Below are 25,291 nucleotides of genomic sequence, written 5' to 3' on the forward strand. Positions count from 1 at the left end.
TATGTTACCGGATACATTGATAGATAATCGTTATAAAATTATTAAATCACTTGGCGGAGGCGGCATGGCCAATGTTTATTTGGCATTTGACCAATTTCTAAAGCGTCAGGTAACTTTTAAGATGATGCGTCTAGATATGAAAGACGATGCTGATGTCGTTAAACGTTTTCATCACGAAGCTGTTGCCGCCACAGAATTAGTCCATGACAACATCGTTCAAATTTATGATACAGGTGAGTATGAAGGGTCACAATATCTTGTCATGGAGTATGTTGAGGGAACAGATTTAAAATCTTTTATTGCCGACCATTTTCCAATTCCATATCAACAGGTTGTTGATATTATGCTTCAAATTCTTAGCGCTGTTCAAGCAGCACACAATGCTAACATTATTCATCGTGATCTAAAACCGCAAAATATTTTGATTAATGATCAAACACAGGTTAAAATTACAGATTTTGGTATCGCTGTTGCTAAAGATAGTAAAAATATCACACAAACGCATACTGTGATTGGTTCAGTACATTACTTGTCACCAGAGCAGACACGTGGTGGTGTCGCCTCACCTAAATCTGATATTTATGCTCTGGGTGTCATGCTGTATGAAATGTTGACCAAGCAGGTGCCATTCGAAGGCGATACAGCAGTAGCAGTAGCTTTAAAGCACGCGACTGCGGAAATGCCATCAGCAAGAGACTTCGATCCTAGAATTCCACAAGCGCTGGAAAATGTGATTTTAAAAGCAACATCTAAGCGACCTCAAGATCGTTATATTAGTGCGACATCGATGTCCGACGATTTAAAAACAGCACTATCACCACGACGTTCTAATGAAGAACGCTTTACACCGATGTCTGAAACAAATGATGATACGCGAATCATCCCAATGGCTCAGATTCAAGATCAATTAAAAACGGGTGTTTCATCTGATAAAAATTTACCAGATGAAACGTCTTCTGAACCATCCGTTCAAGACATTATTGTTGAATATGGTAAAAAAGATTATGCCATTAAAGACATTGCCAATATGGTCGATCGTACACCGAATTATGTTCGTCATGTGCTACGTGACAATGGCATTAAATTTCGTGATCGTTCAAAATGGCGATGGGTATTATTATTTTTGTTAATTATTGGTGCAGCTGTTATGATTTTCTTGAATTATCAATCAAGCCGAGTGAGTGTACCAGATGTTAGAAATCTAACTCAAAATAATGCCGAAAATAGAATTAAAAAAGTTGGGTTGACTGTGGGAAGCGTGAGTTCAACAACTTCAAAAACAATTGCTAAAGGAAATGTTGTGCGCTCAACACCAAAAAATGGGTTAGAGGCTAAAAAGGGAGATGCGGTTAATCTTATCGTGTCTTCTGGGCATGCCAAGGTTCGATTTGGTGATTATGTGGGATCTGATTATGCTGTTATTGCTGCTCAGCTACGTGCACAAGGCTATAGCATCACTAAACAAGAAAGTGCTTCGGATAGTATAGCAGAAGGCAAGATTATTGAACAATCAATTGATGCCAATGATAAAGTAGATCCCACATCAACAAATGTCAGTTTTACCGTATCAACTGGTGCCGTGAAGATTGTAGTTCCTGATTTCACTGATAAATCTACACAAGAACAAGTGCAAAATTGGGCTAATCGATATGATATTGTGGTTAATTTTAATACCCAATATGATAGTAAAACCAAAAAAGGACGAGTGATTAGTCAGTCTATTCGCGGTGGATCAAGTATTACTAAAGATATCGTATTATTGATCACCATCTCGCAAGGCCCTCAAGAATCATCAAAAAGTTCCGACAGTGGTGATTCAGATTCGTCCAGCGAGTCATCATCAAGTAGTAGTAAATCGAGCAATGATTCAAGTAGTGATTCAAATTCATCTTCAAATAATGACTCAAGTGATGAAGACAGTGACAGTGGATCGTAAATAATTTTTTATTAAAGCTAGGTACTTCGATAACCTAGCTTTTTTATTATAAAAAGATATTGATAGTCATGCTTCAGGTTAATCTATTAAACAGATTATTTTTTTGTTACAATTAAAATATGAAAACAGGACGCATTATTCGATCGCTAAGCGGTTATTATGATATACAAATTGAAAACAGCGATATTCAACGTGCGCGTGCACGTGGTGAATTTCGAAAATCAGGACAAAAACCATTAGTTGGTGATTTTGTTGATTTTGAAAGTGAAAATGACGAAGGATTGATTTGGAAAATACACGACCGCGTGAATGCTTTAGTGCGACCACCGATAGCAAATATTGATGTTGCAGTAATTGTTACAGCACTTAAAGAACCAAACTTTGCACCGAACTTACTCGATCGTCAGTTAGTAGCGCTTGAAGCAGCTCATGTAACACCATTAATCTATTTCACTAAGGTTGATTTACTAGATTCTATTGAATTAGAACAGGCAAAAAAAGTAGCAGAACAATATGAAAAGATTGGCTATCGAGTCATGCTATTTAATCCAGAATCGCCAGAGGTATCTTGGACAGATTTAAAAGTTTATCTTAAAGATCAGGTATCGGTGTTTATGGGACAAACTGGTGCTGGGAAGTCCACACTGCTAAACCACTTATCTCCAGCATTAGGTCTCGAGACAGGCATTGTATCCAAAGCGCTGAGTCGTGGGAAACATACGACACGCCAGGTCACTTTAATTGATGTTGAGGGGGCACTGATTGCTGATACACCGGGTTTTTCCTCTTATGAAGTGTTCGATTTTCCTGTAGAAGATTTAGATGATTATTTTCCTGAGTTGGCGGATATTCGTAATCAATGCCGTTTCCGGGGATGCTTGCATCTTAATGAACCTGGATGTGCTGTCAAAGAAAGCGTAACGGTTGGCGATATTGCGCAATCACGGTATAATAGCTATAAGGCATTCTACGAATTAATTAAGTCGCAAAAGCCAAAGTATAGTACCGATAACCGGAATTTTTAATTAAGAAAGAAGAGTATCATGTCAGGAATTATTGCACCATCAATTTTAAGTGCGGATTACACAAATTTAGAACGAGATGTTAAGTTAGTTGAGGCAGCAGGCGCAAAATATTTGCATATCGATGTTATGGATGGCACTTTTGTGCCATCAATTTCATATGGACCCAATTGGGTCAAGCAATTACGCCCAGAAACTAATATGATTTTAGATGTGCATTTGATGGTACAAAATCCAGAAAAAATTGTTAATGAGTTTGCTGATGCAGGAGCTGACATTATTGGTGTGCATGTTGAAGCTACACCACATATACATCGTGCACTACAGATGATCAAGAATAAAGGCGTTAAAGCTGAGGTAGTTATTAATCCAGGAACACCGGTTTTGGCTATTGAATCTGTTTTGGACATGGTTGATCAAGTTTTGGTTATGACAGTTAATCCTGGTTTTGGTGGCCAAAAGTTCTTGCCTTCTACACTGAATAAAATTGTGCAATTAAAGGCACTCCGTGAAGAATTGGGCTATCATTTTGATATTGAGGTTGACGGTGGTATTAACGGTGATACTATTGCATCTGCATATGAAGCTGGAGCAAACGTTTTCGTGGCAGGCTCATATGTGTACGACAAAGTCGACCCAGCAAGTAAAATTGCAGCATTGAAAGACTTGACAAAATAATGCAGATTAATATTTTAGCAGGCGGCCCAACAGAATTATGGCCGCAAAAATTATTTGAAGAACCAGGTATATGGATTGGTGCAGATCGAGGTGCTTGGCGCTTATATCAACATCATATTCCTATGTTAATGGCAGTCGGCGACTTTGATTCGTTAGAAGATGACGAACTAGAAATTTTAGAAACACATTTGAAATCAAATCAAATTGTGCATGTTAAAGCTGAGAAAGATGAAACAGATACGGAGCTTGCCTTGTTATATGCTCAAGAACAAGATCCTGACATTATTAAAGTTTTTGGTGCCACGGGTGGGCGAATAGATCATTTGCTTAGCAATCTATGGTTGATGGCTGATGAAACTTTTAACCATATTGTAGAACGCATACAATTTGTTGATAGTAAGAATATTGTGAGTTATGTTCAGCCCGGTCAAAAGACTATTACTAAAATTAAAGATACAAAGTACTTGGGATTCATGCCGCTTAATAATGTTGAAAATTTTAAAATCATCGATGGGAAATACCCATTACAGCTGACAAAAAATGTCAGCAAAATGTGGTCATCAAACGAATTTATTGGACCAGTAGTGCATATTAGTTTTGATACTGGCATCATCATGGTTACACAAACAAAAGATAATGCATAAATAGATCGAGCTAATGATAAATCTGAGGAGATAAAATCATGACAGTAAAGACAATAGAAGATGCAACGTTTAAGCAAGAAACAGCGCAAGGGGTCAGCATTACTGATTTTTGGGCAACTTGGTGTGGCCCATGCCGTATGCAATCACCAGTTTTAGAAGCGCTATCAGATGAAATTGATCATGTTAAATTTGTTAAGATGGATGTTGATGAAAATCAAGAAATGCCATCAGAGTTTGGCATTCGTGCTATTCCAACATTACTTATCCAAAAAGATGGAGAAGTGGTTGAGCGTTTGACTGGATTTCATAATAAAGCACAATTGGCAGATATTTTAGCAAAATATGCGAAATAACTTGCCAAAGTATTTAAATTCTGGTAAAATTTACTAATGTTGTAGAAAGAGTCCTTAAAAACAAATGGCTCGAAAAGGAGGGTCGAACATGGCAAAAGATGTTATTACAGGCGCACGTACACGTTTTGGTAACCAACGTTCACACGCGTTGAATTCAAGTCGTCGTAGCTGGAAACCAAACTTGCAAAAAGTGACTGTTAAGATTAACGGTGCTACTGCAAAGAAAGTTTATTTGACAGCACGTACGTTAAAGGCCGGATTAAAGAACGGTTCTATTGAACGCGTTTAATCTTTAAATACGTTTCTAATCGTATTTATTTGGTTAGTGAAGTATGATAAATATAAAACGACCACCTTTTTTGGTGGTTTTTTATTTTAGTATGAACTGAACGTGTTCATTACTGAAATATGTTAAAATAGGTAAAGCAAACCTTTTTAAGGAGGAAATATGCAAGCTTGTGTTCGATTAAGCTTGTGTCTAGTACTATGGCAATTATAATTAAAACAAAGAGTGGCGATATTACAATTGAAAATGATGTGATCGCAACGATTGTTGGTGGCTCTGCCATTGAAAATCCTGGTGTGGTAGGTATGGCTTCTAAAGCGACATTCCGTGATGGCATGAATCAGATTTTGAATCGTGAAAATTACGCTAAAGGTGTCGTTGTCCATCAAGAAGATAGTGGTGTTGGTGTAGATGTTTACTTAGTTGTTCAGTACGGAACTAAACTATCCGAAATTTCAAAATCAGTTCAAAGAAAAGTGAAATATAATCTCGACGCATTACTAGGTATTCACGCAGCAGAAGTTAACGTGATTGTCCAAGGCGTTCGCGTTATGGACTAGGAGTATCATGGATAAAATGACGACTATTACCAATGTTGAGTTTGGTAAAATGATTAATGCTGCAGCTGCATCATTAGCAGCTAATGCAGATAAAATAAATAAATTGAATGTTTTTCCAGTACCTGATGGTGATACAGGTACCAATATGAGTTTATCGATGGCAAGCGGTGCGCAATATGAACGTGATGCACTAGATACACATATTGGTGCACTTGCAAAAGCAACATCAAAGGGACTTTTAATGGGTGCGCGTGGTAATTCAGGTGTTATTTTGTCTCAAATCTTTCGTGGATTTTCTAATGCAGTAGAAGATAAGGAAACACTTAATGCCCGAGATTTAGCTGATGCATTAATGTCTGGGGCGCAGGTTGCTTATAAGTCTGTTATGAAGCCAACAGAGGGCACAATTTTGACAGTTATTCGTGAAGCTGCTGCTAAAGCAAATCAAGTGGCTGACGAAACCGATGATTTAGTCGAACTTATGCGTGAAATTAATGATGCAGCACACAGTGCGTTAGCATCAACTCCGGATCTATTACCTGTGTTAAAAGAAGTTGGCGTGGTTGACTCTGGTGGGCAAGGATTAGTTTTTGTGCTACAGGCATTCTACCAAGTTTTAAGTGGCGACTTCAGTGAAGAAGATATTAAAGCACCAGATAATGCTGAGCTAGATCAAATGGTGAAAGAGCTTCATGCTGGTGCGCAAGCAAACAGTAATCTAGATCCGAATGATATTGAGTATGGCTATTGTACAGAAATTATGGTGCAAATTGGTCAAGGGACAACTTATGATCAAAAGTTTGATTATGATCATTTTTATCAACATTTAGCTGGTTTAGGTGATTCACTACTGGTTATTAACGATGATGAGATTGTTAAAGTGCATGTTCATACAGAAAATCCTGGTGAAGTGTTATCTTGGGGAACTCATTTTGGTTCATTGGTTAAAGTTAAAGTTGATAATATGCGTGATCAACAGCAAGCCGTGATTGATGAACAACGTACCGAAGCCGTTCAAGCTACCAAGGTAATACCTAACGTCACAACAGTAGTTAATACAGCAGTGATTACGATCGCAGCGGGAGAGGGTGTAGCTGAACTATTTAAGAGTTTGGGTGTGCATACTGTTATTTCTGGTGGTCAAACAATGAACCCGTCGACTGCTGACATTGTCGAAGCTATTAATGCTAGTGGTGCCAAACAAGTGGTTATTCTACCAAATAATTCAAATATCTTCATGGCGGCTGATCAAGCAGTTGAATTAGCTGATGTATCTGTCAAGGTGGTTAAAACAAAAACGATTCAGCAAGGTTTGACAGCCATGATGGGCTATAATCCTGAAGCGGATGTTTCAATCAACTCTAAGGACATGTCAGCCATGCTGACTGAAGTTAAATCTGCACAAGTGACTAAAGCTGTCCGCGATACAAACTTAGATGGTCGAGAGATTAAGCACGATGACTGGATGGGAATTATTGATGGGAATATAGCAGTAGTGACTGACAAGTTACAAACAACTGCAATAGAATCTGTTGAAAAGATGTTAGATGAAGATTCTGAAATTGTTACTATTATTTATGGTGAAGATGCCAAAGAAAAAGATGCAAAAAAACTTGAAGAATCTATTCTGACTATTGATAGCGACTTAGAAGTGGAAATACATAATGGTAAACAACCATTATATCCATTTTTGATATCTGTGGAATAAAAAAAGGTGTTATTCGATTTTTCGAATAACACCTTTTTTACATCCAACCTAATGCATTAACTGCGGCATAAAACATGCCACCTACCATTAGAATGACCATGAACCATGACATGATGAGTGTCATTTTTTCAATTCGCGTACGACGTTTAGGTTCAATCTTTTGGACTTTGCGTTGATTTAATTTTGCGTCAATTTCTGCCTGTAGTTTAGTATTAACAGGTCTTGGATTACTGTCATTTGTCATGTTTCACCTCAATAGTATTCAAAAATATTTTATCATAATAAATACATCTTATGCAATGATCAAAAAGACATAAGTAACTAGAAAAGAATACTTGCCTTTTTGATTATGGTTAGGTATGGTTATTAGAGATAATAATAAGATGATGGGGTGTTTATAATGCAATGGTGGTTTTGGCCGTTGGGAACGATAATCATCTGTTTAATATGGTTAGCATTGAACAGATGGACGTCTCTGAAACGTTTTAAAATAAAAATATTAGATATTATACCAATACCCATGTGGGTTGCATTACATTTTACTATGGGATATCGTTTTGGAACCAGTTGGATATTATGGTTTATGTTGATTTGGTTCGTGTTTGGCGAAATTATTACATGGGTGTTACTGCGTAGAAAATGGCAATGGACTACCTTTTGGCATAAGTATTGGGAATGGACCGGGCTAGTTGGTGCCACTTTATTGCTGATTATCACAGTTATTGGGTTTTTCTACCACTAAACCCCACAAAAAAAGCGTTGTTATTAAACCAATAACAACGCTTTTTATGTACAAAAATTTACTAAAGTGTGACAAAATGAGAATTAGGTGGAGAGAAGTGGGGAAATGTGGTAAATTAGTAATATAGAATTCTACTGGAGGTAGTCCTGATGTTCATGGGTGAATATTCACATACGCTTGATACAAAAGGGCGACTTATTATTCCAGCTAAATTTCGTAGTCAGTTAGGCGACAAGTTTATTGTTACGCGTTGGATGGAGCACGCTTTACGTGCCATGCCAATGCCTGTTTGGGAAAAATTAGAAGCACAATTAAATCAATTACCATTAGGTAAAAAAGAAGCGCGTCAATTTAAACGTTTTGTAATGGCTGGTGCCATTGAAGCTGAAACAGATAAGCAGGGACGAATTGTGATTCCAGTGAACTTAAAAGAGTATGCTGGTTTGAATAAAGCTGTTACAGTCACAGGAGCGGGCGACGCCTTCGAAATTTGGAGTGATGATAATTGGGACGAGTATACATCAGAAACCGCAAATAATTTTGATGATATTGCAGAGGGACTAGTTGATTTCGAGTTCTAATCGAAGGAGATATATATTAATGGTAGAATTTGAACACATCACAGTGCTGTTGCATGAAGCTATTGCTTTGCTTGACATTAAACCAAATGGTATCTATGTTGATGCGACACTTGGTGGTGGTGGTCACACTGGACTGATTTTAAGTCATTTAACTACAGGAACATTGTATAGTTTTGACCAAGATGATATAGCTATTCAATATAATCAAGAACAGTATGCTGATGAAATCGCGCAAGGCAAGCTGGTATTGATTCATCAAAATTTCAGAACATTAACATCAGCGCTAGCTGAATTCGATGTGTCCGCGGTGGATGGTATTGTTTACGATTTGGGTGTTAGCTCAGTACAATTTGATGATGGGCAACGTGGATTTAGTTACAATTACGATGCAGAGCTCGATATGCGTATGGATCAACGTCAAAGTTTGACAGCGAAAACAATTGTCAATGATTGGTCATTTCATGAGTTAATGCGGGTCCTGAGTCGTTATGGAGAAGATCGTTTTCCAAAACAAATTGCACGTAAAATTGAACAACATCGAGAAAAAGGACCAATTGATACAACATTTGAATTAGTCGATATTATTAAAGAGGCAATACCAGCACCAGCTCGTCGTAAAGGTGGGCATCCCGCAAAACGAACATTTCAAGCATTGCGTGTGGCTGTCAACGACGAATTAGGTGCATTAGAAGATTCACTGACACAGGCTATTGATTTATTGGCACAGCATGGGCGTATTAGTGTTATTACGTTTCAGTCGCTAGAAGATCGTTTAGTGAAACAAATGTTTCGTGAAAAAGCATCGGCACCTGATTTGCCACCTGGATTACCTGTATTACCTGGACAATTTGAACCAGACTATACATTATTAACTCGGAAACCAATTGTACCGAGTGATAAAGAAATGAGCCTTAACCGCAGATCGGAATCTGCTAAGTTACGAGGCATTGAAAGAAAATAAATAATAGGAGTTATAGTCATGGCACAAAATGCATACCAATATTCAACATCTGCTGAAGCGTTACCGATCAGACAAACAAATCCAAAAACAGCAACACGTGTTAGGTACCAAGCTGCACGTTGGACAAGAAAAGAGCGGATGATGGTAGCTTTTGTGTCAGCAGTCATTATGGTATTAATGATTGGTGTCGTATTTTCTAGTGTCCAAATTAGTGCAACGCATACTAGTATCAATACATTACAATCAAAAATTGATGACACTAAAGAATCAAATGACGTTTTACGCAGTGATATCCAGGATCAGACAAGTAAACAAAATTTGGATAAAGTTGCTAAAAAATATAATATGACACTATCTGATGATAGTGTAAGAAATATTAATCGATAATTATGAAAAATAAAATTAGACGGATACCAAATAAAAAAGTTGCAAAGAACGCCAGAATTTTTGGCGGTGTGTTGTTAGGTGCAACATTACTTGCAATTTTAGGCCTTGGCGTGCGTCTTTTTGTCATAGCTAGTGGCTCAGTAGATGGTCATAATTTAAATGCAGCTACACGACAAGCTTTCATGGCTAAGCAAACTGTCGCAGCTACTCGTGGTAAAATCTATGATAGTAATGGACAGGTTTTAGCAGAAAATACAACTGTTTACGATATGTACGCTGTTTTAAGTAAAAAAGTTGCGCGCGTTAAGGATAGTAAAACTGGTAAATATGTTAATGGCTCAGGGCATGTGATTGATAAAGACTTAACGGCTGATAAATTAAGTAAAGTTATTAATATGAGTCGTAAGGAAATATTGAAGCGCCTTAATAAAGATGCTTATCAAGTTGAATTTATATCCACTAAGGGTCAAGCAAGTAAAAATTTAAGTATTGAACAATATAAAAAGATTAAGGCACTTGATTTACCCGGCGTTAACTTTATTCCACGACAAGCACGAACATATCCTGAAGGTGCAACAGCTTCTCATCTCATCGGTGCAATGAGGACAAATGAAGGGAACGATCCTAGTGAATCCGCACAAGTTGGCTTTATGGGGATTGAGGCGGCAAAAAATTCTGTACTTGCCGGTCAAAACGGGGTTAAAAAATATGATGGTCAAACAGAGAATGTTCAAGAGAGTAAGACTGTAAAAAATGGTGACGATGTTTATCTAACTTTAGACGAATCATTACAAAATACGCTTGAGACACGAATGGACGAATTATCCAAAACAACGAAACCTAAGTTTGCCGTAGCTGCAATTATGGAAGCGAAAACGGGGCGAGTTGTTGCTGCAACACAGCGACCAAACTTTAATCCGAATAGCAAACCTATTTCCCCAAAATTATGGACAAATTTACTGAGTCAAGGTGCTTTTGAACCAGGTTCGACAATGAAAGGCATCACTTTAGCGGCCGCCATAGATCAAGGTCAGTGGCGACCTAATGATACCTATCAATCTGGTACATTGTTAATTGATGGTAAGAAGGTAGTCGATGCTTTTGGACAAGATCAAGGTATGTTGACGTATCGTGAAGGATTTTGGCGTTCATCCAACGTTGCTTTTGCAAAAACAGAGCAGAAAATGGGGGCAACAACCTGGCGTAAATATCTTGAAAAATTCAGATTTTTGCAACCGACTGAATCTGGTTTGAATGGTGAAGAACGTGGAGACATATCATTTACATATCCTATTGACCAAGCCAACACGGCGTATGGCCAGGGTATCAGTACAACTACCTTGCAGATGATGCAAGCTTACTCAGCTATTGCCAATGATGGTCAAGAGGTCAAACCTTATTTTGTTGATAAGGTCGTCAATCCGGCCACTGGTGCCGTGGTTGAACAAGGGAAAACAACCAACGTTGCTAATCCAATTAAAGCAAGTACAGCTAAACAAGTGCGGCGTTATATGATTGATGTTGTAAATAAAGATGATGGTACTGCAAAAGAATTTGATTTACGTCAATCAGGTATACAAATTGCGGCTAAGACGGGAACAGCACAGGTATCTGAGAATGGTCAATATTTACAAGGCTTAAACAATGCAATACATTCTGTGATGGTTTTAGCACCTGAAAAAAATCCTAAATATATCTTTTATCTTGCTGTTAAACAACCACAAATTTTCCCAGACCCTACCATTCAAACGACAATGAACAAGGTTTTTCAACCTTTAATGCTTCAGGCTTTGAATAATAGTGATAGTGCGGTAAAATCAAAGACAACAAAACAGACTGTGCCAGATGTTACGGGACAATCGGTTAAGGACGCAACTGATACCTTAAATAAAGCAGGATTTCGAACAGCTCTAGTTGGCTCATCAGGGAAAGTGACAGCGCAGTCATTAAGACCAGACCAAAAATCTTTGACTAACCAACTTGTTATTTTGAATGCTAAAGGTAATACACATTTGCCAGATATGACTGGCTGGAGTTTATCAGAAGCACAAGTCTTTGCTCATCAGGTTGGTTTTCAATTAACCTGGTCAGGATCAGGATTCGTAACAGCTCAGAGTATAGCTAAAGATCAACTCGTGGTTAAAAATAGCCAGGTGGGCATCACATTAAAAGAGAAAAAATAAAGTAAGGAAAGAATATGTCTGAAAATTTATGGGCGTTTGCTCGCGCATTTGTTGTCACGGTAATTTTTATGCCGGCGGTCATCAAATTTTTAAAACAGTCTAAGGAGCAAGCAGTTATCAGAAAGCTTGGCCCAGACCATCAAGCAAAGGCTGGTACACCAAGCATGGGTGGCGTATTGTTTGTTTTTGCCGCTGCATTAAGTGCACTAATCGGAAGTTTGGTAGCTCACCAATTTTTGCTAATGTTAACACCAGTGTTAGCTTTTCTGGCTTATGCTGCAATTGGTGGTATTGATGATGCTTTGAAACTCATTCGCCATGCAGATGATGGTTTTACTTTTAAGCCAAAGCTAGTCGCTCAAACATTAAGTGCGCTAGCCATTATGCTAATTATGTGGTTATCACATTTTCCATTTACATTGTACATTCCGATGTTAGGCACTTACCACTTGGGCATTTTTTATTTCATCTTCCTTTGGTTCTGGCTAGTTGGTTGGTCTAATGCCACAAATTTAACAGATGGATTAGATGGTTTGTTGACTGGTAATAGCATAATTGTTTATTCAGCTTATACTATATTGGCGATGAATATGCATAATCAAGCAATTGTAATATTTAATTTCGCTGTTATTGGGTCTTTGGTTGGCTTCTTGGTTTTCAATAAACCAAAAGCTAAAATTTTCATGGGTGATACAGGATCCTTAGCATTAGGTGCGGGTTTAGCTATTGAATCTATTCTACTTGGTATCCCATTTTCATTGGTTTGGTTTGGATTAATCTTCGTGATAGAAACTTTATCTGTTATTATACAAACTGTCGGGTATCATTTTTGGCACAAACGCATTTTCCCTATGGCGCCTATCCATCACTCATTTGAAAAATTTGGGTGGAGTGAATGGCAAATTGATACACTATTTTGGATTTTATCAGCAATTTTAGCAGTAGCTGGCATTTTCTATATGAATTAATTAAACGGCTTTGCCGTGTACATAAAATTTTAGAAATAAGGATATTATGAAGACACAAGATTTTAACAATAAAAAAGTGATGGTATTTGGTTGGGCACGCTCTGGAAAAGCGGCGGCAAAACGTCTTGTTGCTTTGGGGTCCAAAGTCACAGTTGTTAATGGCGGTGATTTTCAAGAGGATAGTTTATATCGTCAATTATTGGCTGAAGGCGTGATTTTTATTGCACACGATAGCCCAGAATCATTGGATGCTTCATTTGCTTACTTGATTAAAAATCCAGGAATCCGTTATGATACAGCATTAGTGGAGAAAGCGCAATCATTAGATATTCCTGTTTTGAGTGAGGTTGAAGTCGCACTGAGCTCATTTCATGGGCGTTTGATAACAGTGACAGGGTCTAACGGTAAGACAACGACAACATCGTTGATTAGAGATATGTTGATTGCCGATGGTCAGTCGGTAATAACAGCTGGTAATATTGGTACACCAGTAAGTGAAGTTGTTGATGATTTGAGTGCAGATGATACACTGTTGCTTGAGTTATCGAGTTTCCAATTGATGGGGTTGCCCGATATCCAACCCGATATTGCCTTAATTACTAACATTTTTGCTAATCACCTAGATTATCATGGTACGCGAGAAAATTATGTGGCTGCTAAATTTCAAATCACCAAGAATCAGTCATCAAATCAGATGTTGGTTTTAAATGCTGATGGTCAAGATACAAATTCGTTTGCAGCTAAAACACGTGCACAAGTCATGACATTTTCTCGTAAGACAATTGGATCTATCAGCAGTACTGATGGTCAAGATTTGATTATTGATGATAACCATTTGATGGCATTAACGGCAATCAAACTGGTAGGACCTCATAATTTGGAAAATATCCTAGCAGCAACTACTGTGGCAAAATTAGCTGGTGTAGGTGATCAAGCAATTAAACAGGTGCTAAAAATATTTGGTGGTGTGCCACATCGTTTGCAATATTTATTTACCAATAATGGTATCCAATTTTATAATGATTCAAAAGCTACAGATATTGAAGCAACACAAACAGCATTGAATAGTTTTGAACAACCTACGATTTGGCTTGGCGGTGGCTTGGACCGTGGTGATGATCTAATGCGATTGTTGCCTAATTTAAAACACGTCAAGGTGGTGATCGCTTTTGGTGAAACACAACAAAAGATTGTAGCATTAGCACGTGAAGCCCATAAGCCGATTATCACAGTTTTAGACGCTGAACATGCTGTGCCAGTCGCATTGCAATTAGCTGAATCTGGTGACGTTGTCTTATTATCACCAGCGGCTGCTAGTTGGGATCAGTATCAAAGTTTTGAAGAACGTGGTGACAAATATGTTGCCGAGTTGAAGAAAGTATTGAGGCTATAATATGCGAGTAATTTTATCAGGTGGTGGAACTGGTGGACACATTTATCCTGCTTTGGCATTAGCTGAAGTCATTAAACAGCATGATTCTGATGTTGAATTTTTGTACGTTGGATCAGAACGTGGTGTTGAATCAAGTATTGTACCGGCAACGGGCATGCCATTCAAAAAACTTACTGTTCAGGGTTTTAAGCGGTCATTATCATTAGATAATATTAAAACAGTTAATTTGTTTTTAAAAGCTGTTAAGGTGTCTAAACAAATTATCAAAGATTTCAAACCAGATGTTGTGGTTGGTACCGGTGGTTACGTTGCTGGGGCGGTTGTTTACGCTGCACAAAGGATGCACATTCCAACAGTTATTCACGAACAAAATTCTGTTGCAGGAATGACTAATAAATTTTTAGCACGGGGTGCTAGTAAGATTGGTGTGGCTTTCGACGTAGCTAAATCACAGTTTCCCGCAGGTAAAGCGGTGCTTGTCGGCAATCCACGTGCACAACAGGTTGCACATATTAAGTCTGACTTTTCATGGCAAACGCTTGGATTACGTGATGATAAGCCAACTTTATTAATTTTTGGTGGTTCACAAGGGGCACCGGCAATTAATTTAGCTGTGATTGCTGCCATTGATCAATTTAATGAGCGATCTTATCAAGTTGTTATTGTGACTGGACCAAAGCGATATGACAATGTACTAAATAAGCTAAAAGAAAAAAATATTGCAGCAGCAGATAATGTTCGTATTGTGCCGTACATTGATAACATGCCGGAAGTTTTGGTTCAAACTGCGGCCATTGTTTCACGTGCTGGTGCTACATCTATCGCAGAAATTACTGCTTTGGGCATTCCTTCTATTTTAATACCAAGTCCTTATGTGACAGGTGATCATCAAACAAAGAATGCTCAAAGTTTAGTGGATGCTGGAGCAGCCGTGGTTATTAGTGAACCAGAATTAACTGGACAAAGTTTAATGGCAGCGGCTGATATATTGTTGTTAGATGAATCGGTTAGTGAAAAGATGGCAGCACAAACAACGAAGATTGGCATGCCAGATGCTGGTGATCGATTATACAGTATCATTTTAGATGCTATTGCAGAAAAGAAGGTTTAAAAGATATTGGGTGTGGCGACTAATAATCAAAAATCAAAAAAGCACCCGCTAAAACTTTGGATAAGTCTAGCGGCTTTTATCGTCTTCATTATCATTATTTTATTGTTCTTACAACCATGGCGTAAAATCAACGAGGTTCAAGTTAATACGCTGCAATTATCTGAACAACAAGTGAAAAAATATGCTAATGTGGAAAAGCATACGCCATATTGGCGTGTTGCTGGGCAGACGGCATTTATTGCACATCATATTATTCAACAGGATAAACGTATTGATGCGGCAACAGTAACACTCCACAATGATCAAGTTATCATTGATGTTGTTGAAAAAATAAAAGCCGGCTATGTCCAAAAAAAAGGGCAGTGGTTCGTTATTAATCGGCAAGGTAAACTAAATAAAGTGGGTAAGCCAAATGGTGATGCACCCACATATTCAGGATTTAAATCTGAAAAAGACATTCAAATAGTCGGTCAGCAGTTTGTTGTGTTAGAATTAACACTACGCCAAAATATTAGTCAAATTATTTTTTCACCGAATAAAGATAATCATAAACGCTTAGAAGTGGTTATGAACGATGGTAATATGGTTTATGCTACGTTAGATACATTTGGTAAAAAGATCAGTTTTTATCCAGGTATTGTGGCTCAAATGCCTAAAAAAGGTGTTATAGATTTACAATTTGGTGCGTATTCTTATGCATATGGTTCGCAAAATAACACACCAGCATCAAAGAGTAAAAAAAGCAAGTGAAGCAGTAGCTATAATTGGTGGCGAAACAGCCCTCATTTATGATATTATTATTATTGGGTATGTTTTATTAAAAATAAATTTATAAAGGGGCACGACGCATGAATAATTCAGGCGTGACGGTAGGATTAGATATCGGCACAACATCTATCAAAGTTGTCATTGCGCAAACAGCTAGTAATCAGTTCAATGTCATTGGTGCAGGAAACGCACCATCTCGTGGTTTGCGTCAAGGTGTTATTGTTGATATTGATGCCACTGCCAGTGCAATTCGAGCAGCAATAGACCAGGCACAAGAAAAAGCTAATTTTCAAATTCACGAAGTGGTTGCAGGTATTCCGGCGAATAAAATTGAAATGGTCCGTGTTGAAGGATTAGTGTCAATTGCTAATCAAAATAAACGTATTACTTATGATGATGTGAAAAATGTTACTAAACAAGCATTGTCTCATAATTTACCTTCTGATCGGGATGTGGTCGATTTAATCGCAGAAGAGTTTAGCGTTGATGGTTTTGATGGTATTAAAGATCCACATGAAATGATTGGTGTGCGTCTTGAAATGCAGGGAACAGCGTATACCGTTCCTAGTAAAATACTTGATAATACACGAATGGCTATCCAAAAAGCAGGTCTGTCCTTGCGCGAATTCGTTTTGTCACCACTAGCTATGGGGACTAATATTTTAAATGATGGTGAGCAAGACTTTGGTACAGTCTTAATTGATTTAGGTGGCGGACAAACTACAACGTCAGTAATGCATGATCGTAAATTAAAGTTTAATTATGTTGATCTTGAAGGTGGAGATAGTATAACCAAAGATATTTCAACTGTTTTGAGTACATCTTATTCACATGCTGAAAAAATTAAACGGGACTACGGATATGCTGACCCAACACAAGCAAATGCTGATAATGAATTTTTAGTCGAAGTAGTTGGAGATAGTGCACCAAAAACTGTTGATGAACGTTATTTGTCGGAAATTATATCGGCTCGTTTAGAACAAATATACAAGCGTTCATTTGAACATTTAGCTGCAGTAAATGCATTAAATATGCCGGGTGGTTTTGTTCTAACTGGAGGTAATGCTGCTTTGCCGCGGATGGTAGATTTTGCTAAGACAATTCTTGGCGAAAATGTACGGCTGTTTGTCCCAGATCAAATTGGCTTACGTCATCCATCGTATACACGAGCTTTGTCTTATGCTATTTTTGTGTCACGTGAAAGTATGACGCAACAAATCATCAAGCAAGCAATTATGACTCGACGGGATGATATAGATATACAACCGGTTGGCGGTGAAGTTCGCGAGTATGTAGAAGTACCAGAATCGACAACTGAACAGTTTGATAACTATAATTATAGTGCAGATGTTGATGTTACACCTCGAAGAGGATTTTTCAGTCGTTTAGTACAAGCAGTCAAGAATTTATTTACTGAAGATTAACAATAGTTAAGGAGATAACTCATGGATTTTTCAATAGATGACGCTCAGGAGTCTGGAGCAATCATTAAAGTTATTGGTGTTGGTGGTGGTGGTTCAAACGCTGTTAACCATATGATTGAAGAAGGTGTTAGCGGTGTTGAATTTATCGTTGCCAACACTGATGTACAAGCCTTAGATAAGTCAAAAGCGGATATTAAGATTCAAATTGGCCCTAAACTGACAGGTGGTCTAGGTGCCGGATCTAATCCAGAACGCGGTACAAAAGCTGCCGAAGAATCATCTGAAGATATTGCATCAGCAATTTCTGGTGCTGATATGGTTGTGATTACTGCTGGTATGGGTGGTGGTACCGGTAACGGTGCTGCCCCTGTTGTTGCTCGTATCGCAAAAGAACAGGGTGCGCTAACCGTTGCGGTGGTAACCCGTCCATTTAAATGGGAAGGGCCAAAACGTGGCCGATTTGCTGCTGAAGGGTTACAAGCATTATCAGAATCTGTCGATTCATTAATCGTCATTACAAACGAACGCTTAAAAGATCGTATTGATTTACGTACGCCTTTGTCAGAAGCTTTCAAAGTTGTCGATGAAGTTGTGGCACAAGGTGTTCGTGGTATTTCAGAATTGATTACCAATCCTGGATTTATTAACTTGGATTTTGCTGATGTGAAGACAGTGATGCAAGATGCTGGACCAGCATTAATGGGTGTCGGACAAGCTAGTGGTGAAACACGTGCTGCAGATGCTACAAAACAAGCAATTTCATCACCTTTGCTCGAAGTTGATATGTCTGGTGCTGAGGATGTGTTGTTAAATATTACTGGTGGCTTAGATATGTCATTATTTGAAGCACAAACTGCTTCTGAGGTTATTGCACAAGAAGCTGGCCGTGAGGTTAACGTTATTTTTGGTACATCAATTGATGAAGATTTAGGTGATTCAATTCGCGTTACAGTTATTGCAACTGGTCTACAAAATATCGGTGGTGATAATGCAGCAAACAAGGCGGCTACACCTAAAGCTAATGCTGCTAAGGTATTTGGTATACCAACCAATGATAAGATGCCAGCACAACCATCAAATAATAACGCAATGTTTGATAAGATTAATACAGAGGCTGTTAAATCAAATTCAGCACAAAAGCAAAATGACCCATTTGCTGATTGGAATATTAGTGGTAGTTCAAAAGATGCCTTTGCTGAAGAAGACCGATTTGATGGTGTACAAAAACAATCGTTTGATGTATTTAACACACCAACATCAAATTCTGAAACAGTTGATTTCTCAAGTAATGATGATGACAACGATCAACCACCATTTTTCAAGAAACGTTAATAAGAGAATGTCTATCAGGTAGCGTAACTTTATATTCTAATAGACAGGGTTAAGGAGATTACATGGCATTTGGTGAAACATTGAAGCGTCTTTTCAGCAATGATGATGACGATTATTATGAAGATGGTTATGATAACAATGATTATCAAGAGCAACCACAGCAAGCAGTAACATCACAACAGCCAACACGTTTTGGTCGTCAAACGACGCCATCATCACAAGCTATGATGGATTCAAATAATGAAAACAGTAAAATTGCGTTATTTGAGCCGAAAGTATATTCAGATTCACGTGCAATTGCTTCTCAAATTTTAGGTGGTGAAGCTGTTATTGTTAACTTTACGCAAATTGACGAAGCACAAGCTAAGCGCATATTGGATTTTTTGGGTGGCGCAGTATATGCAGTTAATGGTGAAATTGAGCGTATTGGGCAATCTATTTTCCTGGTAACACCTGACACGTTTGAAATTTCAGGAACGTTAACAGATAATTTAGAACCCAACACACGGTATTAATATATGATTGAAATATTAAGTTGGATTCTTCGTATTGCACGTTATTATGAATATGCAATTGTTATTTATGTTTTAATGTCTTGGTTACCAGGTGCTCAGCAATCAAAGTTGGGGCAATGGCTAGGACGAATTGTATTACCATATTTGAATTTATTTCGTGTCATTCCACCAATTGGTGGGATGATTGATATTTCTCCAATCATTGCTATTTTAGTTTTGAATTTTGCTGTGAGTGGATTGTCACATCTGATACTGCTTTTGTTCTAAAATGACAGACAAATTATCGACAATTGAACAGCATTTTAGACCTGAAGAATCTGAATTCATCCAACAAGTTGGTGAATGGATTCGCCAAAGTGAAGATGAGTATCGTGGTATTTTAACGAAATTTTTAAATCCACGCGAACAATACATTTTACAGACACTGGTTAATCGTGTTAAAGATTTAACTGTGACGTATAATGGTGGTACTATTGGTGCTGAAAATCAACGCGCCATCATTGCACCTGATTTTTATCAATTTAATTTATCTGATTTTGAATTGGCACTACTAGAGGTGAAATACCCTGTAAAATTTGTTGAATTGCATCATTCTACTTTGCTAGGATCATTGATGAACGCTGGTATTACACGAGATGTCATCGGTGACATTTTATTTGATGATAGTCAGCAATGGCAAATTATTGTCGATGCAAAAATGGTGCCTTATTTACAACAGACTATTGAGAAAGTAGGTCATGTTAAAATAACGTTAAGTGTTGCTGATTTCAGTCATGTGATTCAAAAGCATGATGACTGGGAAGAAATATTTTTATTATCATCTTCATTACGTGTGGATACAGTTATTGCAGCTGCATTTGCTATCTCCCGTAGTTTGGCAAAATCACTAGTAGAGCAGCGTCGTGTTCGAATTAATTGGACGGTTATTGATAAACCTGATTTTATGATTAGTGTCGGTGATATAGTGTCTGTTAGGAAATATGGTCGCTTACAATTAACTCTACTTGACGGATTTAGCAAAAAAGATAAAATTAAGACAGTTGTAAATATTATTCGTCGTTGAAACAAATAAATATAGGTCAAACTAAAGGAGATCATAATGGTATTAACACCTGACGAAATTTTAGATCATGATTTTACTAAAAAGGGCTCACGAGCATATGTAGCATCTGAAGTTGATGTATTTTTGGATCAAGTAAATACTGATTATCAATCAGTTATTGCTGATCGTGAACAACTAATTGCTGAAAATGCTAAATTGAAAAGTACTGTTGATGAACTAGAAGCCAAACGTGAACAAGTAAACCAGTCTATTTTCGTAGCACAAGAAGCAGCTGATCGTCTCAAAAAAGAGGCAGATAGTGAAGTTAAGAAACAATTAACGCACGCACAAGAAGCAGCAACAAAAATTATTAGTGATGCACGTACAAAAGCGGAGTCAGAAGCCATTCATTTAGCACAGGAAAACGCTGGTTTAGTTAAAGAACAGAATCAGTTACGGACTGAAGTTGAAAATTTCAAAAATTCCTTCTTGAAACTATTGTCACTTCAGAGTAAACTATTAGAAAATGATGAACTAGCAGAAGCAGTGCATCATTTGCCAATGGGTGAAGTAACCGCGCAACGTGTGGTACAGCAAGAAAACCAACTAGAAACTTCTGAAATGATTAAAGATGATTCAGAAGTTTCTGAAACTATAACGGCGCCTGAAAGTATTTCTGAACAAGATGGCCCAGTAGTTGTGCTGCCAGAGGCAGAAGACAAAACGAATAATAAATAATAAAAAGCGTAACACAGCAAGATGGGCATACATACGCGCAGCGAGTCATGGTGGTTAGAGATGATCGTCCCTGTAGTCCTTCAGATCAGTTACTAGTTTGTTGAACTGAAATTTCACGTAAGTTCAATCGGCGCAGGTCGTTATTACTGAATTGAGGATCATATGTTAGTGTGATCAAATATTGGGTGGTACCACGCTTTAGCGTCCCTATGTCGTAAGACATAGGGACTTTTTTTATTTGATACTGTTATTTGATTCATCTTATTATCAATCTAAGGTGAATCATCGGTGTTACTTCACATTGTCAAACATGCGAACGATATTATGAGGAGAAGAGCATATGAAATATAAAGATACATTGAATTTAGGGAAAACCGGTTTTCCGATGCGTGGTTCATTACCGAAGACAGAACCTGTCCGTCAAAAGAAATGGGATGATGGCGAATTATATGAAAAGCGTTTGATTCAAAATGAGCAAAAGCCTCATTTTAATTTGCACGATGGACCACCATATGCTAATGGTAACATTCATTTGGGTCATGCGATGAACAAGATTTCAAAAGATATTATTTTGCGTTATAAGAATATGGCTGGTTTTTATGCGCCTTATGTTCCTGGATGGGATACTCATGGTTTGCCAATTGAACAACAGTTGACTAAAGCTGGCTATGATCGCAAATCAATGCCAAAATCAAAATGGCGTGACCTGGCTAAAGACTTTGCACTAGAACAGGTAGATAAACAACGTAATGATTTCAAGCGTTTAGGTGTTATGGCTGATTGGCAACGACCATACATTACATTACTGCCTGAATTTGAAGCAGCACAGATACGCGTTTTTGGTGAAATGGCAGGAAAAGGTTATATTTTCAAAGGCCAAAAACCTGTTTATTGGTCTTGGTCATCTGAATCAGCCTTGGCTGAAGCTGAAATTGAGTATCACGATATTGACTCAACATCATTGTATTATGCAAACAAAGTAAAAGATGGGAAGGGAATTCTTGATGACGATACTTACTTTGTTGTATGGACAACGACGCCGTTTACAGTAACGGCATCGCGTGGTATTACATTAGGCCCTGACTTCGAATATTCAGTAATTCAGCCCGTCGGTGATACACGTAAATTTGTAGTTGCCACTGGACGCCTAGAAGCCATTACCTCAAAATTTGGTTGGGAATCTTATACAACATTAGCTACATACAAAGGTCAAGAATTAGATCGCATTACAGCCTATCATCCATGGGATACTGATGCAGAAGAATTAGTGATGAATGCAGATCATGTCACACTGGATTCTGGTACTGGCTTAGTTCATACAGCTCCTGGATTTGGTGAAGACGATTTTAATGTTGGACAAAAATATGGCTTGGAAATCAAGGTTACTGTTGATGAAAAAGGTTATATGACAAAAAATGCTGGTCCTGATTTTGAAGGACAGTTTTACGATGATGTAGCTGATACTGTAATTAATAAGCTGACTGAAGCAAATTTGTTTTTAGCGAAGGAAAAGATTACGCATTCATACCCATTTGATTGGCGTACAAAGAAACCAATTATTTGGCGAGCTGTACCACAATGGTTTGCTTCTGTAGAAAAGTTCCGTCAGCAAATTTTGAATGAAATTGATAATGTGAAGTTCTACCCTGAATGGGGGAAGAAACGATTATATAATATGATTCGCGATCGTGGCGATTGGGTTATTTCACGGCAACGTGTTTGGGGTGTTCCGCTACCAATTTTTTATGCTGAAGATCAAACACCAATTTTGGATCAAAAGATTATTAATCACGTAGCTGATTTGTTTGCTGAACATGGTTCAAATTATTGGTTTGAACATGATGCTAAAGACTTATTACCAGAAGGCTATACGAATGAGCACTCACCAAATGGTGTATTTAAAAAAGAAGAAGACATCATGGACGTTTGGTTTGATTCTGGGTCATCTTGGTCTGGTGTTATGGCTACGCGCGATTACTTAGATTATCCAGCTGACCTATACTTAGAAGGTTCCGATCAGTATCGTGGTTGGTTTAATTCATCATTAATTACGTCTGTTGCTGTTACGGGACATGCACCTTACAAAAATGTTTTGTCACAAGGATTTACTTTAGACGGTAATGGCAATAAGATGTCTAAGTCTTTGGGGAACACTATTTCACCACTTGAAGTTGCAGATAAAATGGGAATTGAAATCTTGCGTTTATGGACAATTTCTGTTGATACTTCACAAGATATGCCTGTATCTCATGAAATTTTGAAACAGGTTTCTGAAAACTATCGTAAAGTGCGTAATACATTGCGTTTCCTTATGGCTAATACATCAGACTTTAATTATGATCAAGATGCGGTGCCATTTGCCCAGCGTGCTGGTCATGATCGTTACTTCTCAGTATTATTGAATGATTTTGTTAAAGATGTTCGAAATTATTATGATAATTATCAATTTAATGACATCTTTAAGCGTCTGATTAATTTTGTTAACGTTGATTTATCAGCATTCTACTTAGATATTGCCAAAGATGTCGTTTATGTTGAAGCACCTACTAGTCTGGTACGTCGTTCTATGCAGACAGTGTTTTATGAGACATTAACGGCATTAACGAAGTTACTATTGCCAATTTTGCCACACACTGCAGAAGAGGTATGGGAATATTTGCCAAATGAAACAGCAGAATTTGCTTACTTAACTGACATGCCAGAAGTCCAAGATTATGGTGAAACGCATGAATTATTGGCTAACTGGAAGCAGTTTATGAATCTACGTGATTCTGTCAATAAAGCATTGGAAGAGGCACGTGCAACAGATCTTATTGGTAAAAATGCTGAGGCAGCTCTAACATTATATTTGACAAAAGATCAAAAGCAATTGGTAGATGATTTAGATATCAATGTCCGCTTAATTTTGATGGTATCACAATTACACGTTGATACCGTTGAAAACGGCGCTGATGTGAAGGATTATGATGGTGTAAAGGTGGCTGTGTCACACGCTGTTGGCGGTGTTTCACCACGTGACCGTTTGTACCACGAAGATCTTGGTGCTGATGCTGATTTCCCAGAATTATCAAAACATGAAGCAGAAATCGTTCGTGAGTTTTATCCAGAGGCTTTAGTTGAAGGATTTGAATAAAATAAAAGTTATCTGAATAAAAAATCCTGATAGTAATACTTTCAGGATTTTTTTAATGCATAGAGATGGTCAAATTAAATACGTTATTGTTTAATGAGTGAATCCTTAGTATATTTATATCATAAGATAGTTTATAATATAAATATTAATCGGAAAGAAGCTAGTGATTTATTGATCAAGTACTAGCTATTGTGAAACTAATTATGACAAATCATAAAATAAAATATTATGTGGTGACGACACTTTTTGTGGCGATAGTCATGTTACAATTTTTCGTACCTTGGCTAGGATTATTACCACTAGGGGCATTTGTTATTGGCGCTAGTGCTACGATCATTCCTTTCACTGTTGCTATTGCCGGTGTCATATTAGGTCCAAAGTACGGGGCAGTAGTGGGTATGTTTTGGGGTTTATTTTCTTTTATCAACGCAATAACTCATCCTGGAACGATTGGTTCGTTAATGTTCCAAAATCCATTGACAGCATTATTACCACGTATTTTAGTAGGGTATCTTGTGGGCTGGTTGTTTAATCGTTTACTTCGTCAACAACCAAACCGTATTAAACTACTTGGTTTGGGTGGATTAGGGGTGCTGGCTGCGCTAATCAACACCATAGGTGTTGTTTTGTTAACGACGCTTGGTTTCACCATTATGCAAACAAATTTTACTGGTATACCGCAGCATAACTTACTGGGTTGGCTGATAAGCATTGTCTCATTTAATGCAATATTTGAAATGATCGTTGGTTTTATTCTAGTGAGTGTCATTGGTAACATTTTATTACCAATAGCTGAACGTTCAGAAATAAAAGGTTAAAAAAACTG

Annotated in this window: 26 protein-coding genes; 25 read left to right on the top strand and 1 reads right to left on the bottom strand. The window is 37.7% G+C overall.

Going from position 1 to position 25,291, the window contains the following annotated elements; all coding sequences use genetic code 11:
• Position 1: 1 nt before the first annotated feature.
• The 8 genes from pknB (at position 2) to FGL89_RS07440 (ending at position 7,187) form a co-directional block, all read left to right on the top strand.
• Positions 2-1,936 carry a Stk1 family PASTA domain-containing Ser/Thr kinase gene (pknB, locus tag FGL89_RS07405; protein ID WP_014974605.1) on the top strand — a complete coding sequence of 645 codons (1,935 nt, stop codon included), beginning with the start codon at positions 2-4 and terminating at the stop codon, positions 1,934-1,936.
• Positions 1,937-2,055: 119 nt separating this feature from the next.
• Positions 2,056-2,961, top strand: a complete 906-nt coding sequence (gene rsgA / locus FGL89_RS07410; protein ID WP_014974604.1) for a ribosome small subunit-dependent GTPase A — start codon at positions 2,056-2,058, stop codon at positions 2,959-2,961.
• 18 nt (positions 2,962-2,979) lie between these two features.
• Positions 2,980-3,636 (top strand): ribulose-phosphate 3-epimerase, encoded by a 657-nt coding sequence (gene rpe / locus FGL89_RS07415; RefSeq protein WP_014974603.1) that lies wholly within the window; start codon positions 2,980-2,982, stop codon positions 3,634-3,636.
• Complete coding sequence (locus FGL89_RS07420) at positions 3,636-4,280, top strand: thiamine diphosphokinase (RefSeq protein WP_014974602.1); 645 nt, start codon at positions 3,636-3,638, stop codon at positions 4,278-4,280. Before rpe ends, FGL89_RS07420 begins: the two co-directional genes overlap by 1 nt.
• A 38-nt stretch (positions 4,281-4,318) precedes the next feature.
• Positions 4,319-4,633 carry a thioredoxin gene (trxA, locus tag FGL89_RS07425; protein WP_014974601.1) on the top strand — a complete coding sequence of 105 codons (315 nt, stop codon included), beginning with the start codon at positions 4,319-4,321 and terminating at the stop codon, positions 4,631-4,633.
• A gap of 88 nt (positions 4,634-4,721) precedes the next feature.
• Positions 4,722-4,922, top strand: a complete 201-nt coding sequence (gene rpmB / locus FGL89_RS07430) for a 50S ribosomal protein L28 (RefSeq protein ID WP_014974600.1) — start codon at positions 4,722-4,724, stop codon at positions 4,920-4,922.
• A gap of 197 nt (positions 4,923-5,119) precedes the next feature.
• The gene (locus tag FGL89_RS07435; protein WP_014974599.1) at positions 5,120-5,479 is read left to right on the top strand and encodes an Asp23/Gls24 family envelope stress response protein; all 360 of its coding nucleotides are present in this window, start codon (positions 5,120-5,122) and stop codon (positions 5,477-5,479) included.
• Between the two features lie 7 nt (positions 5,480-5,486).
• Positions 5,487-7,187: a DAK2 domain-containing protein gene (locus FGL89_RS07440; protein ID WP_014974598.1), complete on the top strand. Its 1,701-nt coding sequence runs from the start codon at positions 5,487-5,489 to the stop codon at positions 7,185-7,187.
• A 37-nt stretch (positions 7,188-7,224) separates the two neighbouring features.
• Here the strand turns inward: FGL89_RS07440 and FGL89_RS07445 are convergent, their stop codons facing one another.
• Positions 7,225-7,431 carry a DUF4044 domain-containing protein gene (locus tag FGL89_RS07445; RefSeq protein WP_014974597.1) on the bottom strand — a complete coding sequence of 69 codons (207 nt, stop codon included), beginning with the start codon at positions 7,429-7,431 and terminating at the stop codon, positions 7,225-7,227.
• Between the two features lie 156 nt (positions 7,432-7,587).
• On the opposite strand from FGL89_RS07445, the gene FGL89_RS07450 reads away from it, so the two are divergent.
• The 17 genes from FGL89_RS07450 (at position 7,588) to FGL89_RS07530 (ending at position 25,283) form a co-directional block, all read left to right on the top strand.
• A complete protein-coding gene (locus tag FGL89_RS07450; protein WP_014974596.1) occupies positions 7,588-7,929 on the top strand; it encodes a hypothetical protein in 342 nt (113 codons plus the stop codon).
• A 149-nt stretch (positions 7,930-8,078) separates the two neighbouring features.
• Positions 8,079-8,510, top strand: coding sequence for a division/cell wall cluster transcriptional repressor MraZ (mraZ, locus tag FGL89_RS07455; protein ID WP_014974595.1), 432 nt, complete (start codon positions 8,079-8,081; stop codon positions 8,508-8,510).
• A 19-nt stretch (positions 8,511-8,529) separates the two neighbouring features.
• On the top strand, positions 8,530-9,471 hold the full coding sequence (gene rsmH, locus FGL89_RS07460; protein WP_014974594.1) for a 16S rRNA (cytosine(1402)-N(4))-methyltransferase RsmH: 942 nt from the start codon (positions 8,530-8,532) through the stop codon (positions 9,469-9,471).
• An 18-nt stretch (positions 9,472-9,489) separates the two neighbouring features.
• On the top strand, positions 9,490-9,858 hold the full coding sequence (locus FGL89_RS07465; RefSeq protein WP_014974593.1) for a septum formation initiator family protein: 369 nt from the start codon (positions 9,490-9,492) through the stop codon (positions 9,856-9,858).
• A 2-nt stretch (positions 9,859-9,860) separates the two neighbouring features.
• Positions 9,861-12,041 (top strand): PASTA domain-containing penicillin-binding protein, encoded by a 2,181-nt coding sequence (locus FGL89_RS07470; RefSeq protein ID WP_014974592.1) that lies wholly within the window; start codon positions 9,861-9,863, stop codon positions 12,039-12,041.
• A gap of 14 nt (positions 12,042-12,055) precedes the next feature.
• A complete protein-coding gene (gene mraY / locus FGL89_RS07475; protein ID WP_014974591.1) occupies positions 12,056-13,009 on the top strand; it encodes a phospho-N-acetylmuramoyl-pentapeptide-transferase in 954 nt (317 codons plus the stop codon).
• Positions 13,010-13,055: 46 nt separating this feature from the next.
• The gene (murD, locus tag FGL89_RS07480; protein ID WP_014974590.1) at positions 13,056-14,402 is read left to right on the top strand and encodes a UDP-N-acetylmuramoyl-L-alanine--D-glutamate ligase; all 1,347 of its coding nucleotides are present in this window, start codon (positions 13,056-13,058) and stop codon (positions 14,400-14,402) included.
• Between the two features lies 1 nt (position 14,403).
• Positions 14,404-15,513 (top strand): undecaprenyldiphospho-muramoylpentapeptide beta-N-acetylglucosaminyltransferase, encoded by a 1,110-nt coding sequence (gene murG / locus FGL89_RS07485; RefSeq protein ID WP_014974589.1) that lies wholly within the window; start codon positions 14,404-14,406, stop codon positions 15,511-15,513.
• 6 nt (positions 15,514-15,519) lie between these two features.
• Positions 15,520-16,263, top strand: a complete 744-nt coding sequence (locus FGL89_RS07490; protein ID WP_147000479.1) for a cell division protein FtsQ/DivIB — start codon at positions 15,520-15,522, stop codon at positions 16,261-16,263.
• Between the two features lie 98 nt (positions 16,264-16,361).
• A complete protein-coding gene (gene ftsA / locus FGL89_RS07495; protein ID WP_014974587.1) occupies positions 16,362-17,705 on the top strand; it encodes a cell division protein FtsA in 1,344 nt (447 codons plus the stop codon).
• Positions 17,706-17,726: 21 nt separating this feature from the next.
• A complete protein-coding gene (ftsZ, locus tag FGL89_RS07500; RefSeq protein WP_014974586.1) occupies positions 17,727-19,037 on the top strand; it encodes a cell division protein FtsZ in 1,311 nt (436 codons plus the stop codon).
• A 62-nt stretch (positions 19,038-19,099) separates the two neighbouring features.
• Positions 19,100-19,552 carry a cell division protein SepF gene (locus tag FGL89_RS07505; protein ID WP_014974585.1) on the top strand — a complete coding sequence of 151 codons (453 nt, stop codon included), beginning with the start codon at positions 19,100-19,102 and terminating at the stop codon, positions 19,550-19,552.
• A 3-nt stretch (positions 19,553-19,555) separates the two neighbouring features.
• Complete coding sequence (locus FGL89_RS07510; RefSeq protein WP_014974584.1) at positions 19,556-19,819, top strand: YggT family protein; 264 nt, start codon at positions 19,556-19,558, stop codon at positions 19,817-19,819.
• A gap of 1 nt (position 19,820) precedes the next feature.
• Positions 19,821-20,615 (top strand): YlmH family RNA-binding protein, encoded by a 795-nt coding sequence (locus FGL89_RS07515; protein ID WP_014974583.1) that lies wholly within the window; start codon positions 19,821-19,823, stop codon positions 20,613-20,615.
• 36 nt (positions 20,616-20,651) lie between these two features.
• Positions 20,652-21,332 carry a DivIVA domain-containing protein gene (locus FGL89_RS07520; protein ID WP_014974582.1) on the top strand — a complete coding sequence of 227 codons (681 nt, stop codon included), beginning with the start codon at positions 20,652-20,654 and terminating at the stop codon, positions 21,330-21,332.
• Between the two features lie 340 nt (positions 21,333-21,672).
• The gene (gene ileS, locus FGL89_RS07525; protein WP_014974581.1) at positions 21,673-24,465 is read left to right on the top strand and encodes an isoleucine--tRNA ligase; all 2,793 of its coding nucleotides are present in this window, start codon (positions 21,673-21,675) and stop codon (positions 24,463-24,465) included.
• Between the two features lie 203 nt (positions 24,466-24,668).
• Entirely contained in the window at positions 24,669-25,283 is a 615-nt protein-coding gene (locus FGL89_RS07530) for an ECF transporter S component (protein ID WP_014974580.1), read from the top strand.
• The last annotated feature ends 8 nt before the right edge of the window (positions 25,284-25,291 follow it).

The sequence above is a fragment of the Leuconostoc carnosum genome (genome assembly GCF_007954525.1).
Lineage (GTDB): Bacteria > Bacillota > Bacilli > Lactobacillales > Lactobacillaceae > Leuconostoc > Leuconostoc carnosum.